The organism is Streptomyces sp. NPDC003393 (assembly GCF_053589015.1).
The window spans coordinates 19,516-33,941 of record NZ_JBSFRB010000016.1 but is presented as its reverse complement, the minus strand read 5'-3'; the positions used below and the strand labels follow the sequence as shown (position 1 = coordinate 33,941).

The 14,426-nt window shown below is 71.3% G+C and carries 15 protein-coding genes; 6 read left to right on the top strand and 9 right to left on the bottom strand.

The features are described from left to right. The first annotated feature begins 128 nt into the window (after positions 1 to 128). Together ACWDUZ_RS17695 and ACWDUZ_RS17690 are read left to right on the top strand one after the other, a co-directional pair. Positions 129 to 1,586 carry a zinc-dependent metalloprotease gene (locus tag ACWDUZ_RS17695; RefSeq protein WP_451632722.1) on the top strand — a complete coding sequence of 486 codons (1,458 nt, stop codon included), beginning with the start codon at positions 129 to 131 and terminating at the stop codon, positions 1,584 to 1,586. Beyond that, complete coding sequence (locus tag ACWDUZ_RS17690) at positions 1,583 to 2,098, top strand: NUDIX hydrolase (protein WP_451632721.1); 516 nt, start codon at positions 1,583 to 1,585, stop codon at positions 2,096 to 2,098. Before ACWDUZ_RS17695 ends, ACWDUZ_RS17690 begins: the two co-directional genes overlap by 4 nt. Positions 2,099 to 2,159: 61 nt before the next feature. Here the strand turns inward: ACWDUZ_RS17690 and ACWDUZ_RS17685 are convergent, their stop codons facing one another. The 4 genes from ACWDUZ_RS17685 to ACWDUZ_RS17670 form a co-directional block, all read right to left on the bottom strand. After that, positions 2,160 to 2,915 carry an AIM24 family protein gene (locus ACWDUZ_RS17685; protein WP_451632720.1) on the bottom strand — a complete coding sequence of 252 codons (756 nt, stop codon included), beginning with the start codon at positions 2,913 to 2,915 and terminating at the stop codon, positions 2,160 to 2,162. Between the two features lie 17 nt (positions 2,916 to 2,932). Next, a complete protein-coding gene (locus ACWDUZ_RS17680) occupies positions 2,933 to 3,613 on the bottom strand; it encodes an AIM24 family protein (protein ID WP_451632719.1) in 681 nt (226 codons plus the stop codon). Positions 3,614 to 3,625: 12 nt separating this feature from the next. Continuing rightward, a complete protein-coding gene (locus ACWDUZ_RS17675) occupies positions 3,626 to 5,350 on the bottom strand; it encodes a TerD family protein (protein ID WP_451632718.1) in 1,725 nt (574 codons plus the stop codon). Positions 5,351 to 5,566: 216 nt separating this feature from the next. Continuing rightward, positions 5,567 to 6,163, bottom strand: a complete 597-nt coding sequence (locus ACWDUZ_RS17670; RefSeq protein ID WP_451632717.1) for a M48 metallopeptidase family protein — start codon at positions 6,161 to 6,163, stop codon at positions 5,567 to 5,569. Between the two features lie 261 nt (positions 6,164 to 6,424). On the opposite strand from ACWDUZ_RS17670, the gene ACWDUZ_RS17665 reads away from it, so the two are divergent. Together ACWDUZ_RS17665 and ACWDUZ_RS17660 are read left to right on the top strand one after the other, a co-directional pair. Continuing rightward, positions 6,425 to 7,669, top strand: coding sequence for a TOMM precursor leader peptide-binding protein (locus ACWDUZ_RS17665; protein WP_451632716.1), 1,245 nt, complete (start codon positions 6,425 to 6,427; stop codon positions 7,667 to 7,669). Then, positions 7,662 to 9,062 carry an ABC1 kinase family protein gene (locus ACWDUZ_RS17660; protein ID WP_451632715.1) on the top strand — a complete coding sequence of 467 codons (1,401 nt, stop codon included), beginning with the start codon at positions 7,662 to 7,664 and terminating at the stop codon, positions 9,060 to 9,062. Before ACWDUZ_RS17665 ends, ACWDUZ_RS17660 begins: the two co-directional genes overlap by 8 nt. Before the next feature lie 52 nt (positions 9,063 to 9,114). Here ACWDUZ_RS17660 and ACWDUZ_RS17655 read toward each other — a convergent pair whose 3' ends face one another. The 5 genes from ACWDUZ_RS17655 to ACWDUZ_RS17635 all read right to left on the bottom strand — a co-directional run bounded on the left by ACWDUZ_RS17655 (position 9,115) and on the right by ACWDUZ_RS17635 (position 13,032). Continuing rightward, positions 9,115 to 9,324: a hypothetical protein gene (locus tag ACWDUZ_RS17655; protein ID WP_451632714.1), complete on the bottom strand. Its 210-nt coding sequence runs from the start codon at positions 9,322 to 9,324 to the stop codon at positions 9,115 to 9,117. A 137-nt stretch (positions 9,325 to 9,461) separates the two neighbouring features. Beyond that, positions 9,462 to 9,785 (bottom strand): hypothetical protein, encoded by a 324-nt coding sequence (locus tag ACWDUZ_RS17650; RefSeq protein ID WP_451632713.1) that lies wholly within the window; start codon positions 9,783 to 9,785, stop codon positions 9,462 to 9,464. Continuing rightward, a complete protein-coding gene (locus tag ACWDUZ_RS17645; RefSeq protein WP_030183342.1) occupies positions 9,782 to 10,150 on the bottom strand; it encodes a WhiB family transcriptional regulator in 369 nt (122 codons plus the stop codon). The genes ACWDUZ_RS17650 and ACWDUZ_RS17645 overlap by 4 nt, the downstream gene beginning before the upstream one ends. Before the next feature lie 174 nt (positions 10,151 to 10,324). After that, positions 10,325 to 10,648 (bottom strand): hypothetical protein, encoded by a 324-nt coding sequence (locus ACWDUZ_RS17640; protein WP_451632712.1) that lies wholly within the window; start codon positions 10,646 to 10,648, stop codon positions 10,325 to 10,327. A gap of 164 nt (positions 10,649 to 10,812) precedes the next feature. Further along, complete coding sequence (locus ACWDUZ_RS17635; RefSeq protein WP_451632711.1) at positions 10,813 to 13,032, bottom strand: ATP-dependent DNA helicase UvrD2; 2,220 nt, start codon at positions 13,030 to 13,032, stop codon at positions 10,813 to 10,815. A gap of 185 nt (positions 13,033 to 13,217) precedes the next feature. Between ACWDUZ_RS17635 and ACWDUZ_RS17630 the strand changes: the two genes are divergently transcribed. Together ACWDUZ_RS17630 and ACWDUZ_RS17625 are read left to right on the top strand one after the other, a co-directional pair. Continuing rightward, a complete protein-coding gene (locus tag ACWDUZ_RS17630; protein WP_451632710.1) occupies positions 13,218 to 13,475 on the top strand; it encodes a mycoredoxin in 258 nt (85 codons plus the stop codon). 100 nt (positions 13,476 to 13,575) lie between these two features. After that, positions 13,576 to 14,367: a class I SAM-dependent methyltransferase gene (locus ACWDUZ_RS17625; RefSeq protein ID WP_451632709.1), complete on the top strand. Its 792-nt coding sequence runs from the start codon at positions 13,576 to 13,578 to the stop codon at positions 14,365 to 14,367. The last annotated feature ends 59 nt before the right edge of the window (positions 14,368 to 14,426 follow it).

Genomic DNA, 14,426 nt, shown 5'->3' with positions numbered 1-14,426 from the left:
CATCCTGCCGCAGCCGCTGTGTCGGCGAAGCACCGAGGCCCGATGCGTCCGCGGTGTCTACGCTGGGTGGTGTTGTCGGGCAGCCGCGCCGCCGGAAAAACCGGTGGCCTTACCAGCCGAGGAACCCCGTGAGTGACACCCCATTCGGATTCGGCCTTCCGCCGGAGGAGCCGGACGACGGCGACGAGGGCAAGAAGAAGGACCAGCAGAGCGGTGGTGGGCAGGGACCGGCCAACCCGTTCGGTTTCGGGCGGCCCGGAGCCGGAGGCCTTGGCGGGCCCGGCGCCGACAATCCGCTCGCAGCGATGTTCGGTTCGCTGAACCCCACCGACCTGGGCGCCGCCTTCCAGCAGCTCGGCCAGATGCTCTCCTACGAGGGCGGCCCGGTGAACTGGGACATGGCCAAACAGATCGCCCGCCAGACGGTCGCCCAGGGCGCCCCGGACGGCACGAAGGACGCGAGTGTCGGCGCCGCCGACCGCACCGCCGTCCAGGAGGCCGTCCGCCTGGCCGACCTGTGGCTGGACGACGCGACGTCCCTGCCGTCCGGCGCCGCCTCCGCGGTGGCCTGGTCCCGTGCGGAGTGGGTCGAGGCGACCCTGCCCGCCTGGCAGGAACTCGTCGACCCGGTCGCCGAGCGCGTCGGCACCGCCATGGGCGACGTGCTGCCCGAGGAGATGCAGGCCATGGCCGGCCCGCTGATCGGCATGATGCGCTCCATGGGCGGCGCCATGTTCGGCACGCAGATCGGCCAGGCCGTCGGCGTGCTCGCCGGCGAGGTCGTCGGCTCCACCGACATCGGCCTGCCACTCGGTCCGGCCGGCCGCGCCGCGCTGCTGCCGGTGAACATCGAGAGGTTCGGCAAGGACCTGGGCGTGCCGCTGGACGAGGTGCGGCTGTATCTCGCACTGCGCGAGGCCGCCCATCAGCGGCTGTTCGCGCACGTGCCGTGGCTGCGCTCGCATCTGTTCGGCGCGGTCGACGGGTACGCGCGCGGGATCAAGGTGGACACCGCCAAGCTGGAGGACGTGGTCGGCCAGTTCGACCCGCAGAATCCCGAGCAGCTGCAGGACGCTCTGCAGCAGGGCATGTTCCAGCCGGAGGACACCCCGGAGCAGAAGGCCGCTCTGGCCCGTCTGGAGACCGCTCTGGCGCTCGTCGAGGGCTGGGTGGACGCCGTGGTGCACGCCGCGGCCAAGCCCCGTCTGTCGTCCGCGGACGCGCTGCGTGAGACGCTGCGCCGCCGTCGGGCGTCGGGCGGCCCCGCCGAGCAGACCTTCGCCACGCTGATCGGCCTGGAGCTGCGTCCGCGCCGTCTGCGTGACGCCTCCCGTCTGTGGGCCTCGCTCACCGACGCGCGCGGGGTGGAGGGCCGCGACGGTCTGTGGGCCCACCCGGACATGCTGCCGACGGCCGCCGACCTGGACGACCCGGACGGCTTCGTGCACCGTGAGCAGCTGGACTTCTCCGAGCTGGACAAGATGCTCGGCGAGGCCGCGGGCGGCTCCGCGCCGAAGCCGGACCTGCACAAGAAGGACGAAGGCGACGAAAAGGACGGCAGCGACACGGGCGACGACGCCGAGTGAGCCTCCATGACGACGCGACCCTGGTGCTGAAGGAGTACGAGGGCCAGGAAGAGCTGCGGCAGACATACCTGGAGCACCTGACCGCCCACCCGGACGGCATGTGGAAGGCCTGCGCCGACGGGCACATCACGGCGAGCGCCCTGGTGGTCGACGCCGAACGCGGCCGGGTGCTGCTGACCCTCCACAGGAAGTTGCGGATGTGGCTCCAGATGGGCGGCCACTGCGAGCCGGCCGACGCCACGCTAGCAGCCTCCGCGCTGCGCGAGGCCACCGAGGAGTCCGGCATCGCGGGGCTGGCTCTGCTGCCCGGTGGCCCGGTCCGCCTGGACCGGCATCCCACGCCGTGCGCCTGGCACCTGGACGTGCAGTACGCCGCCGTCGCCCCGCCAGGATCGGTGGAGGTCATCAGCGACGAGTCCCTGGATCTGCGCTGGTTCTCCTACGACGAGGTGCCGGGCGTGGCGGACGAGTCGGTCGTACGCCTGGTGGAGGCGACCCGCGCCAGGCTCTGACCAGACGGACGAGCGAGGGGTGGCCGTCCTCGCGGCCACCCCTCACCTCGGCTCCAGCGCCTCAGCTCCAGACGTTGCCCTGGTTCTGTCCGCGTGCGCCGTGCTGTCCCATGCCGAACTGCGCGGCGACGCCCTGACCGATCACCGCGTTCTGCGGCGGCAGCAGCTCGCTCGGCTGGACGAGCACGTAACCGCTGCCCATGAAGCTGAGCTCCCAGCCCTCGCCGGTGTTGCCGCGCCGCCGCCACACCCCGGAGGAGTGGGTCTGGGCCTGCATCTGCACCCGCAGCCCCGTGGACCAGGCGACGATCGCGTCAGCGTCGCAGTTGACGTACTTGTCGGGCGTCACCTGCATCATCAGCGGAGCGCCGGAGGTCATCAGGGCGACCTTGCCACGGCCGGTGATGTTCAGCTGGTACTTCCCGGAGCCGGAGATGCCGTACATGCTGTCGACGGCGATGACCTCGTGGTGCAGCGAGGAGTCCATCGCCAGCACATAGCTGCTGTCCACGGTCAGGCCGTCCTGCTCGACGTCCATGACGTGGACGTACTGGGCGAGGTTGGCCAGGTAGACCGTGCCCTGCCCGTGGCAGCGCATGAGGTCCAGGCCCTCGCCGGTGCGCGCCCGCGCATAGGCCTGGTTGCTGCTCTGGTACTCGGCGTCGAACTCGACCAGCCCCTGGTAGGCGACCATGGTGCCCTTGCGGGCGAGGATGTCGTCGTGACTCTCCAGGGTGACGCGCAGCATCTGCTTGTTCTGCAGGCTCCAGCGCTCCTGGGTCTGGGAGTCGTTGAACGCGAAAAGCGGGCTCTGCATGGTGTCCTGTCTCCCCCTCAGCCCCGGATCCGGAGGCGGTCGGTGCTGTCCTCGCTGGGCTGCACGACGACGATGCCCTGGCCGGAGAAGGCCATCTGGTACGCCTCGCCGCTGCCCCGGCCGATCAGGGACTGCGCCTTGAAGCTGCGCTTGCCCTTCACCTTCAGGTTCGGGGACCAGGCGACGAGCGCGTCCGGGTCGACGTAGGTCTCGTCCTCGCCACTGCCGCAGTCGACGACGATCGGCTTGCCCCGGGAGGTGAACGCGACCCAGCCCTGTCCGGAGATCTTCGTGTTCCACAGGCCCTGCCCGGCGAACTTCGCCAGGCCCTTGACCCGCTCGACGCCCCACTGGAGGTTCGCGTCGAAGGCCAGCAGGTTGGTGGCGTTCACCGAGATGGCGTCGCCACCCAGGTTGATGACGACGACATTGGCGCCGTAGTCGGCGAGGTAGAGCAGGCCGTCGCCGGAGCACTTCATCAGGGGCGCGCCCTCACCGGTGATCCAGTCGCGGGCGATCTGCCGCACGGCGGGCGGGTTGGGCTCGTACTGGATGAAGCCTTCGTAGGCGACCATGGATCCGACGCGCGCAAAGAGGTCGTTCCCGGTCTGCATGGCGACCTTCAGCATGTGACTGCCGTGGTTCTCCATGCGGGCGGTGACGGGTGCGGGGGCGTAGCCCGCGAGCGGCTGGTTCATGACGGGCTCCCTCTAGACCTCGTAGGGCTGGACGACGACGAAGTTGCCGGGTGCGGCCCGGAACTGGAGGTTGACGCCCTCTCCGGTGTGGCCCGGGTAGGCGTTGCGACGCATGCGCACCTGGCTGGAGACGATCACCTGCGCGGCGGCGGACCAGGCGACGACGGCATTGGAGTCGACGAACGTCGTCGGAGTCACCGGCAGCACCACGGGCGTGCCGTGCGTCTTGACGACGATGGTGCCGGTGCCCTGGAACTGCATCGTGAACAGGGCTCCTCCGGGGATGCCGTGTCCCTCGATACGGCGCACCTCGTACTGGAGGCTCTCGTCGAAGGCGAGGACGTTCTCCGCGGAGACGCAGATCGCGTCGCCCTGCAGTTCCACGGGGTGCAGATGCGTGGAGTTCTCCGCGAGGAACACCTGGCCCTGGCCCGTGCAGCGCATCAGCTGCATCTCCTGGCCGGTGGCGTTGCCCACGATGCGGCCGGCGAAGCCGGCGCCCTTGTAGCTGAAGTCGACCTTGCCCTGGTAGAGCACCATGCTGCCCTGACGGGCCAGCACGGGCTGGCCGCCCATGCCGAGGTCGACCCGGATCAGCTTGCTGCTCTGCGGTGTCCAGCGCTGGCCGGTGGGCGTCTCCTTGAACTGCTGCAGCGCGGCGGCCACGCCGGTGCCCTGGGGGACGCCCTGCGGGGCTCCGTACGGCGCGGGCGCGGCCTGGCCGGGGACCTGTCCGTACGGCTGCCGGCCGTAGCCCGGGGGCGGGGTGGGCTGGCCGTAGCCGGGAGGCGGGGCGGGTGCCTGCGGTGCCTGGGGCTGTGCGTAGCCGGGGGGCGGGGGCGCGCTCGGGGCGCCGGCCTGGTGGTACGGCGACTGCTGGCCCGGCTGGCCGTAGGGCGCGGGGGCCGGGGGCGGGGGCGGGACAGTACCGCCCGGCGGTGTCATGGGCGCCACGATGGTCGGCGCGGCGTGCACCGGGGGCGTGGGCGGCGGGGTGGCCGCTCCCGGGGGCGGCGCGAAGCCCTGCGCGGCAGGCTGCGGTGCCGGGGCCGGCGCAGGGGCGGGCGCGGGCGCCGGGGCCGCGGGAGCGGATGGTCCGGTGGGAACGCCGAAGGCCGGCGGCGGCGAGGTCTGGGCGGGTGGGGCGAAGCCCGGAGCACCGCCCGTCTGCGGCTGCTGGGGGGCCTGTGCCGGAGCGGGAGCTTCCTCCTCCAGGACCTCGCCGCCGAAGTTCTTCAGCAGCGCATCCAGTCCGCCGTCGAATCCCTGTCCGACGGCGGCGAACCGCCACACGTCCTTGAGGTAGATGTCGCCCAGCATCACGGCGCGTTCGGTGGAGAACTCCGAGCCGCTGAACGCGTACCGGGCCACTTCTTCGCCGCCTGCCACGATGCGCAGATAGCCGGGTCCGATCTGCGACATCTGCCCAGCGCCGTCGATGGTCGCCGTGAACGACAGCTTCTGGATCTGTGGCGGTATCCGGTCGAGCGTGACCCTGAAGGACTCCGTGTCACCCGCCTGCGCACCCAGCAACTGGATGGCCTCCTCGGGGGACTTCGGCTGGTTGAAGAAGACGAAGTACCGGTCGTCCGAGAGCCGTTCGTCGGCGTCGAGGCCGAAGCAGCTGATGTCGAAGGTCAGTCCGGGGCCGGAGATCTGCACGCCTACGTACAGATCCGTGCCCGCGGTCAGGTCACTGATCCTGGCCTTGTGGCCGCGTTGGAATTCCCTGGGCATGCGTAACGACCGTCCCCCATCCCGAATACGAGTGCGTCGCGCCAGGCTAACGGCAAACTCCGACACCGGACCAAGCCGGTACTGACCCGGTACACAATCCCCGCCCGCCTGTGCCGCACGTGCCTCCGTCCGCCGCCTCCCCGGTCTCACGTCCCCCGGCTGCCTCGCGGGCCGCCGTCCGGCCGCCGGGTGGGCCGTTCCTCTTCCGAGGGGCCGTCACTCGCCCCGTGCGGCCGGCAGGTGCGGCAGCCGGCCCGCGGCGACCACCCCTTCGAGATAGCCCCGGGCCCGCTCGGTGCGCGGATAGGCCTCCAGGAGCCGCCAGAAGTCGGGACCGTGTCCGGGGACGAGCAGGTGGGCCAGCTCGTGCAGGAGCACGTAGTCGACGACGTACTCGGGCATGCCCTGAAGGCGGTGCGAGAGCCGGATGCTGCCCTCCGCGGGGGTGCACGATCCCCAGCGCGTGTTCTGGTTGGTGACCCAGCGGACCGAGGCCGGCCGGGCCCGGCCGTCGAAGTACTGTGCGGACAGCCGCTCGGCCCGCGCGGCCAGCTCGCCGTCACCGAGCGCACGCCGGCTCTCCTGGGCGGCCAGCTTGTCGAGCATGACGTTCACCCAGCGCCGCTCCTCCGCCTCGGACATCCGGGCCGGGATGAGCACGATGGTGCGGTCGCCCTCGCGGTACGCGGAGACCGTCCTGCGTCGGCGGGCGCTCCTGCGGACCTCGATCGCGCTCGTCGCCGAGCCGCTCGGCGGCGGGCTCGTCTTGCTGCGCTGTGGTGCTCCGGCGCGGTGCAGTGGGTCGGCGGACACGCCCCGACGTTACCGGGTGTACGCACGGGAAGTCCCGGGTCCGGGACGGTTCCGCACGGATCCCCCACCGAGCGTCTGATTCGTACGACGAATATCCCCTGCCTGTGGACAACTTTCCGCACCGACCGGCCGGGCCGGGCATGCTGGCACCTGTCGGCGGAGCGATGACCGGCTCCGCCGGCGTCCGGGGACGGACCTGACCCTCTCCCGGGCTGCTGTCCATGCTGTTTCCTTGGGTTTCTTCGGCTACGGGGGCCGCACATGCATCCGATGGTGAAGCCCGCGCTGCGGCGCGGATGGCGCGATCTGAACACCGTGCAGTTCGGGATGACTCCCGCGCACGCGCTGACACTCGGCCCGGTCGACACGGCGACAGGCCATTTCCTCGAACTGCTCAACGGCGCACGCGGCCTGGTCCTTCTGCGGGAGGAGGGGCGCCGCATGGACCTGCCGGAGGGCCATGTCGACCGGCTCGTGACCCGGCTGGCCCACGCCGGGCTGCTGGACGACGCCCGCGGCGGGGGTACGGCTGCCCGGGCGCTGCGGGAGCGGAAGGAGGTCATGGACCGGCTGCGGCCGGACCTGGCCTCTCTGTCCCTGGTGGCTCGGGAACCGGGCGAAGCGATCGACCGGCTGGCCGCCCGGGGTGATCTGCGCGTCCAGGTGCGCGGCGCGGGCCGGGTGGGTGCGGTCCTGGCTGCCCTGTTGTCCGGCGCGGGTGTCGGTGAGGTCGATGTGCTCGACGGGGGATGCGTCGAGCCGTGGGACGTCGCCCCCGGCGGGCTGTCCGCCGAGTCCGTCGGGGGGCGCAGGACCGCCGCGGCCCGCCGGGCCGTGCGCAGGGCGGCCCCGGACCGTCGGGCGCGCCGCGGCGCCCGCGGGGCGCGGCAGGAGTCGCAGGAGTCAGGCCAGTCGCACGGGGCGGGTGAGCCCGGCCACTCACTGGTGATCCTCGCCCCCCGGGACGACCTCGCCGTCCACGCACCCGACCCGGTCGCGGCGGCCCCGCTGATCGCGTCGGGCACCCCTCATCTGTACGTCGGCGTCGTCGAGGCCACGGGCGTCGTGGGACCTCTCGTCCTGCCCGGCCAGACGGGCTGCGCCGAGTGCCTGCACCGGGACCGTACAGGCCGGGACGAGACATGGCCGCGTCTGGTGGCCCAGTGGCGGTCCGGCGGACAGCGCACCGTGCGCCCCTGTGACCTGGCCCTCGCCACGTCGGTCGCCGGGCTGGCGGCGGCCCACGCCCTCGCCTTCCTGGACGGGGAGCCGCCCTCCGGCGCGGGTGTCCGCTGGGAGGTGTCCACGCCCGGTCTGAACTGGCGCGCGCGACCGGTGTGGCCGCATCCGGACTGTCCGTGCGGAGCCGGACGGAAACCCGTGGCCGAGGACACCTCGGACGAAGGTGACTCACGCGCGACAATGGCTGGGCAACGGCCGTCATCGACGCCCTGCCGACAGGCAGACGCCGCGCGGCTTGCTGGGACTTGGAGGGCGCATGTCTGATCTTCCCCGGAAGGCGGTCACCCGGACCGCCAAGCTCGCCGCGCTCCCGCTCGGCTTCGCCGGGAGGGCGACCTGGGGACTCGGCAAACGGATCGTCGGTGAGTCCGCCGATCTCGTCGGGCGGGAACTGCAGCAACGCACGGCCGAGCAGCTGTTCAAGGTGCTGGGCGAGCTCAAGGGCGGGGCGATGAAGTTCGGGCAGGCGCTGTCCGTCTTCGAGTCCGCGCTGCCCGAGGAGGTCGCCGGCCCCTACCGGGCGGCGCTGACCAAGCTCCAGGAGGCCGCTCCGCCGATGCCGACGCGCACGGTCCACGGCGTTCTGGAGGAGCGGCTCGGGGCGGACTGGCGTGAGCTGTTCGAGGAGTTCGAGGACAAGCCGTCCGCGGCGGCCTCGATCGGACAGGTGCACCGGGCCGTGTGGCACGACGGCCGCGAGGTGGCGGTCAAGGTGCAGTACCCGGGCGCCGGCGATGCCCTGCTGTCCGACCTGGGGCAACTGAGCCGGTTCGCGCGCCTGCTGGGACCGCTGATCCCGGGGATGGACATCAAGCCCCTGATCTCCGAGCTGAAGGACCGGGTCTCCGAGGAGCTGGACTACGGCCTGGAGGCGCAGGCCCAACAATCTCACGCGGAGGAGTTCGCGGACGACCCCGACGTGGTCGTCCCGGCCGTCGTCCACCAGCGCGACCAGGTGCTCGTCACCGAGTGGATCGACGGCATCCCGCTGTCGGAGGTGATCGCGGACGGCTCCCGTGAGCAGCGCGACCGGGCCGGCCAGCTGCTGGCCCGCTTTCTGTTCTCCGGTCCGGCCCGCACCGGTCTGCTGCACGCCGATCCGCATCCGGGCAATTTCCGTCTGCTGCCCGGCGGGCCCGACGGCGAGGACGACTGGCGCCTGGGCGTGCTGGACTTCGGCACCGTCGACCGCCTGCCCGGTGGTCTGCCCACGCCGATCGGGGAGTCCCTGCGGATGACCCTGGACGGGCAGGCCGACGCGGTCTACGAGCTGCTCTGCGCGGAAGGCTTCGTGAAGGAGTCGATCGAGCTCGACCCGGACGCGGTCCTCGACTACCTGCTGCCGATCATCGAACCGGCCCAGGCCGAGGAGTTCACCTTCACCCGGAGCTGGATGCGCAACCAGGCGGCCCGCATCGCCGACCCCCGCTCCCCCGCCTACCAGCTGGGCAAGCGGCTCAACCTGCCTCCCGCGTACCTGCTGATACACCGTGTGACGCTCAGCACCATCGGGGTGCTGTGTCAGCTGGGGGCCACGGTGCGGTTGCGGGAGGAGCTGGAGGAGTGGCTGCCGGGCTTCGTCCTGGAGCCCGAGGATGTGCCGGACGCCGAAGACGTTCTGGAGTCCGAGGCTGAGGAGTCCGCCGTCGAGGCCTGAGCCGGGCGAGGGCCCCGGATCGAGGAAGGGCCGCGCCGTACGTCCGGCGGGTTCACCACCAGGCCGAGTCGAGCCGGCTCTCGATGGAACGGAGATGCTCCCGGGAGCAGGTGTCACAGAAGTAGCACCGGAGGCCGTTCTCCACGGAGCAGGTCCATGTGGGGGGAAGGCCCTCGGCCGGGGTGGCGCAGCGCGTGCAGACCACGGGCGGGCGCTGCGCGGTGTGGCCGCCGTGGCCGGGTTCTGCGGGAAGACTCGTCACCCGGCGACGATACCTCCGCCGTCGTGCGTCGGCGTGTGCAACGCACCGCGGGGGCGGGTCCGCATCCCAACGGACCCGCCCCCGCGGGAGAGTTCACCTCCCGGCTGGGGAGGCCACCGCTCGGCGGTGTCGGGCGGTCAGTGCATGACCGCCATGGCGAGCGCACGGCGGGCGCGCAGCGAGGCACGCTCGGCACGGCGCTGCATCCGGCGGGCGGCCACCAGACGCGTGGCCTGGCGTTGCCGATCCGCCTCCATCAGTCGTTCGTGCATATGCGCACGAGCCATGGCTTCGGGGATGAGTTGCATCTCTCGGGTCCTGTTCTGACGCGAGTCGTTCGCGCCGGTGGTGGTGACGTCTTCGGTCGCGGAGCCTGCGGGCTCGCTGGTGGACGGCTTCATCGGGGCCTGCTTCTGGGGGTCGTGCGTGAGGGGGCGGTCGATCGTTCCTGCGGTGTTCATGCTGTGACCGGGTTCTTGCGCGGGCGGCCACGCGGCCGCTTCCGGGCGACGACGACCCCCTGGACGAACAGCTCGCCGCCCCAGACGCCCCAGGGCTCACGCCGCTCCTTGGCGCCGGCGAGGCAGGCCTCCATCAGCGGGCAGGTGCGGCAGAGGGACTTGGCGTACTCCACGTCCGCCGGCGACTCGGCGAAGAAGACCTCGGGGTCGTAGGAGCGGCACGGGACGGGCACGCCGAGGTTCTCGATGGCGTCGTCGAGCGCGGTGAGCGCGGTGAGCGGGATCAAGGTGGGGTCCTCCGTGAGACCGGGCTTGGGGATCGTGTCTGAAGGCGGTACGGACGGGGCGTGCGCTTCGAGTTGCACGGTTTGTCTTCCTCGTCTGGTCGGTCCGGCCGGTCGGCCGGGTGTCGGCTGGGTACCGGGTTCTTTTCCTGTCCCGAGGCCCCTTCGGTCCGCTGTCCCCGTTCGGGGAAAACAGAAGGGCCGCGGATCCCGGATGGGGTTCCGCGGCCCTGAAGGCGCCGGCCTGATCGGCGGTCAGGCTGGATCACTCCAGGGTTTCGGCCCACGGAAGGCCCACATCTGGTGGTGGTGCTGCGTCGTCTGCTTCCGGCTTCCGGCACCGGCCGCCGTAAAGGCATAGGCCTGCGCCTGTGCCGCTACTGCTTCCAGTGCCTTGGTCGGTCGCTCATTGCGCTCACGGATGGGAAGACCCGCGAGAGACACAGAGGACGCCGGACGCACGGCACGAATGCCGGACAGACCGGTGCCCTGGTCGGAGACGCCGAGCATGCACAGGGAGGCGACCGAGCGATCGGTCATTTTGGCGGTGCTGAAGAAGCTGCTCTTGATGCTGATCACTGGACTCGCCTCCTCTCGGCGTCTAAGGGACTGACGTGAGCCAGTCCGCTCGGATGTGCAAGTACAACACGGAATCAGGGCCTCAGGAAGACCGCTGTTCCCGTGACCAAGAACCTATGGGGATCGACGGGGCGGGCGCAAACTATTTTTTCGACGAGTTCGTATCAGTCCTCGGCGTCTCCGGTCGGGCACGGCCGGCCAGCGCAGATGGCGAGAACCTCGGCTCCGTGGCGGCGCAGCTTGCGCATGCCGACCCCCGGGATACGCGCGAGCCCCCGCTCGTCGTCCGGGACCGCCTCCGCGATCGCCATCAGGGTTCTGTCGGTGAAGACGCAGAACGCGGGTTGTCCGGTGCGCCGCGCCTGTTCCTCCCGCCACTCGCGCAGCCGCTCGTAGAGGCCCTCGTCCATGTCGGAGGGGCAGTCGTCGCAGCGCATCAGTTTCATCTCACCCGCGTCGGTCAGCGTGCGGCCGCAGACACGGCACCGGGCCGGGGTCCGCTGGACGCGCCGGGGGACGCCCTGTGACGTCGCCGCCTCCGCCGTCCGGCCGGACATGGCGACCCCGCGCTCGATGCCACCGCCGGCGCCGGCCCTGGCACGGCCGGCCGTGGCGGCGGACCCGGGACGCAGTCCGTCGAGGAAGCGACTGGGGCGGCGGTTGGGACGGCCGCCGGGCGAGCGGCTCAGCGACCAGGAGACATGCAGCCGCTCACGGGCGCGGGTGACGCCGACGTAGAGCAGGCGCCGCTCCTCCTCGATCTGCTCGTCGGTTCTGGCGTAGCTGATCGGGAGCATTCCCTCGGTGACGCCGACGAGGAAGACGACGTCCCACTCCAGGCCCTTCGCGGAGTGCAGGGAGGCCAGGGTGACGCCCTGCACGGTGGGGGCGTGCTGGGCGTTCGCCCGCTCGTCGAGTTCGGCCACGAGGTCGGCGAGGGTGGCGCGCGGGTGTGCGGCGGCGAAGTCCTGGGCCAGGTTCACCAGGGCGGCGAGCGACTCCCAGCGTTCCCGCACGGCGCCCGAACCGGCCGGGGGCTGCGGGGTCCAGCCTTCGCCGGAGAGGACGGCACGCACCTGCGACGGCAGGTCCACGGCCTCGTCGAGAAGGGAGTCGTTGGACCCGAAGCGGGCGGCGCCGCGCAGGGCGACACCGGCCTTGCGTACCTCGGGACGGTCGAAGAAGCGGTCGGCGCCCTTCAGCTGATAGGGCACGCCGACGTCGGCCAGGGCCTGCTCATAGCTCTCGGACTGGGAGTTCGTCCGGAACAGGACCGCGACCTCGCTCGCCGGCACCCCGGAGGCGACGAGGTCCCGGATGCGGCGGGCCGCGCCCTCCGCCTCGGCGGGCTCGTCGATGTACTCGGCGAATTCGGGCTCCGGACCGGCGGCCCGTTGGGAGACCAGTTCCAGCCGGTGGTCGGCGGCACGGCCGCGAGCCTGGGCGAGCAGTCCGTTGGCCAGGTGGACCACCTGCGGAGTGGAGCGGTAGTCGCGTACCAGCTTGACCACGGTGGCGCCCGGGTGGCGGGTGCGGAAGTCGAGGAGGTGGTCGGGGGTCGCGCCGGTGAACGAGTAGATGGTCTGGCTGGCGTCGCCGACGACACACAGGTTGTCCCGGTCGCCCAGCCACAGCTCCAGCAGGCGCTGCTGCAGCGGGCTGACGTCCTGGTACTCGTCCACCACGAAGTGCTGGTACTGGGCGCGGACCTGTTCGGCGATGTCGCGCCGGTCCTGGAGGACGGCGACGGTCAGCAGCAGGACGTCCTCGAAGTCGATGACCGAGCGGTCCCGTTTGAGGTCCTCGTAGACCGAGTAGAGCTGGGCGATCTCGGCCGGATCGCGCGGGACCTCGCGGCCGGCCTCAGCGGCTGCGAGGGCGTACTCGGCCGGGACGGTCTGGGTGACCTTGGCCCATTCGATCTCCGCCGAGACGTCCCGCAGCTCGCCCCGGTCCAGGCGGACGCGACAGGCGGCGGCCGCGTCCCCGACGAGCTGGATCTTGCGGTCCACGAGCCGGGGCATGCCGCCACCGACCGCTTTCGGCCAGAAGTACTGGAGCTGGCGCAGGGCGGCCGAGTGGAAGGTGCGGGCCTGGACGCCGTGGGCTCCGAGCTGACGCAGCCGGCCGCGCATCTCACCGGCGGCACGGTTGGTGAAGGTGACGGCGAGCACGCTGGAGGGCTGGAGGATCCCGGCCCGGACCCCGTACGCGATGCGATGAGTGATCGCTCGGGTCTTGCCCGTACCGGCGCCGGCCAGCACGCACACCGGACCGTGCAGCGCGGTGGCGACCTCGCGCTGCTCGGGGTCGAGCCCTTCGAGCACCGCGTCGGCAGAGTCCGGTACCTGCGGGAAGAGGGTGGAGTGCGTTGCTGCTGTCACATGGCCATGCTGCCAGGTCGCCGGAGACCGGTGAGCCGGTTGTCCACAGGTGAGCCCCTGCGGTCGTACCAATGCGACAGGCGTCACGCGGTCCAGCCGTATACCCCCGGTGGGAATGCCGTGCCCGTGCCGTGCGTTCTTCCACCGCGACCATTACGTCCCGACCCGCCGAAGGAGCGCGAGACATGCCGGGCACTGTGACGATGTACAGCACCACGTGGTGCGGCTACTGCCGCCGGCTGAAGAGCCAGCTGGACCGCGAGGGCATCGCATACACCGAGATCAACATCGAGCAGGACCCGGAGTCCGCGGCCTACGTCGAGAAGGCGAACGGCGGCAACCAGACGGTCCCGACCGTTCGGGTCGTTCCTGCCACCGGTGGTGACGAGGTCGTGATGACGAACCCCAGCCTTGCCCAGGTGAAGCAGGCTCTGGCGGCCTGACGCTCCCCGATCACCGCGGCCCCCTCCGGTCTTGGTCACCGGAGGGGCTGCTGTGTTCCGGGGAGACCGGGGAAGACGAGCAGACCGCTATCGTCGCCGGATGTCCGAAGCTCCGGAGAAGTTCAACACCGCGATGACCGCCTGGCAGGAGTGGCAGGAAGCCCCCTGGGGCCGCCTGCGCTACTCGATCGCCGAGGCGAACGTGCTGCGTCACCTCGACGACCCCGGCGCGTCGCTGCGGATACTCGACCTCGCCGGCGGCGACGGTGGGGACGCCGTTCGCCTCGCGGCCCGCGGGCACCATGTCACCATCGTCGACCACGCGCCCGCCATGCTCGCCGCGGCCACCGAGCGAGCCGCCGCGCGCGGCGTCACGGAGCTGATGGACTGCGTCGAATCCGACGTGACCGATCTGCCCCGCGACCTTGCCCAGGGGGAATTCGATGTCGTGCTCTGCCACAACCTCCTGCCCTACGTGAACGACGTCCCAGCCACCCTCGCCTCGGCACTCTCCCCACTCAAGCCTGGGGGGCTGTTCTCCGTCATGGCGCTGAACAGGCACGCGGCGCCGTTGAACATCGCCGTCCGGCAGATGGACCCGGCGGCCGCGCTCGCCGCGCTCGAGACCGATCAGGCACAGACGCGGATGTTCCATGCGACGTTGACACTCCACACAGCCGACGAGGTCATCCCCATCCTGCGGAAGCTCGGATGCCGGGACATCGCCCACTACGGCATCCGTGGCTTCTGCGACTACATCACCGACGAGGCACGCAAGCACGAACCGGACTTCTACGCCGACCTCGAACGCCTCGAACTCGCCACCACCGCCCTGCCGCCCTACATGCACACTGCCCGGGCCTTCCAGCTCACCGCCCGGACGGCGAGATAGGGGCAGCCGTTCAGCGGTGTCGGTCTCATCGACATGTCGGGCTCCCTTCCCCCGCGGTC

Bases quoted from the DNA above. Each gene is read 5' to 3' on its own strand.
- ACWDUZ_RS17685 (WP_451632720.1), bottom strand. From the start codon at position 2,915: ATGCAGAGCCCGCTTTTCGCGTTCAACGACTCCCAGACCCAGGAGCGC.
- ACWDUZ_RS17680 (WP_451632719.1), bottom strand. From the start codon at position 3,613: ATGAACCAGCCGCTCGCGGGCTACGCCCCCGCACCCGTCACCGCCCGC.
- ACWDUZ_RS17675 (WP_451632718.1), bottom strand. From the start codon at position 5,350: ATGCCCAGGGAATTCCAACGCGGCCACAAGGCCAGGATCAGTGACCTG.
- ACWDUZ_RS17665 (WP_451632716.1), top strand. From the start codon at position 6,425: ATGCATCCGATGGTGAAGCCCGCGCTGCGGCGCGGATGGCGCGATCTG.
- ACWDUZ_RS17660 (WP_451632715.1), top strand. From the start codon at position 7,662: ATGTCTGATCTTCCCCGGAAGGCGGTCACCCGGACCGCCAAGCTCGCC.
- ACWDUZ_RS17650 (WP_451632713.1), bottom strand. From the start codon at position 9,785: ATGAACACCGCAGGAACGATCGACCGCCCCCTCACGCACGACCCCCAG.
- ACWDUZ_RS17630 (WP_451632710.1), top strand. From the start codon at position 13,218: ATGCCGGGCACTGTGACGATGTACAGCACCACGTGGTGCGGCTACTGC.
- ACWDUZ_RS17625 (WP_451632709.1), top strand. From the start codon at position 13,576: ATGTCCGAAGCTCCGGAGAAGTTCAACACCGCGATGACCGCCTGGCAG.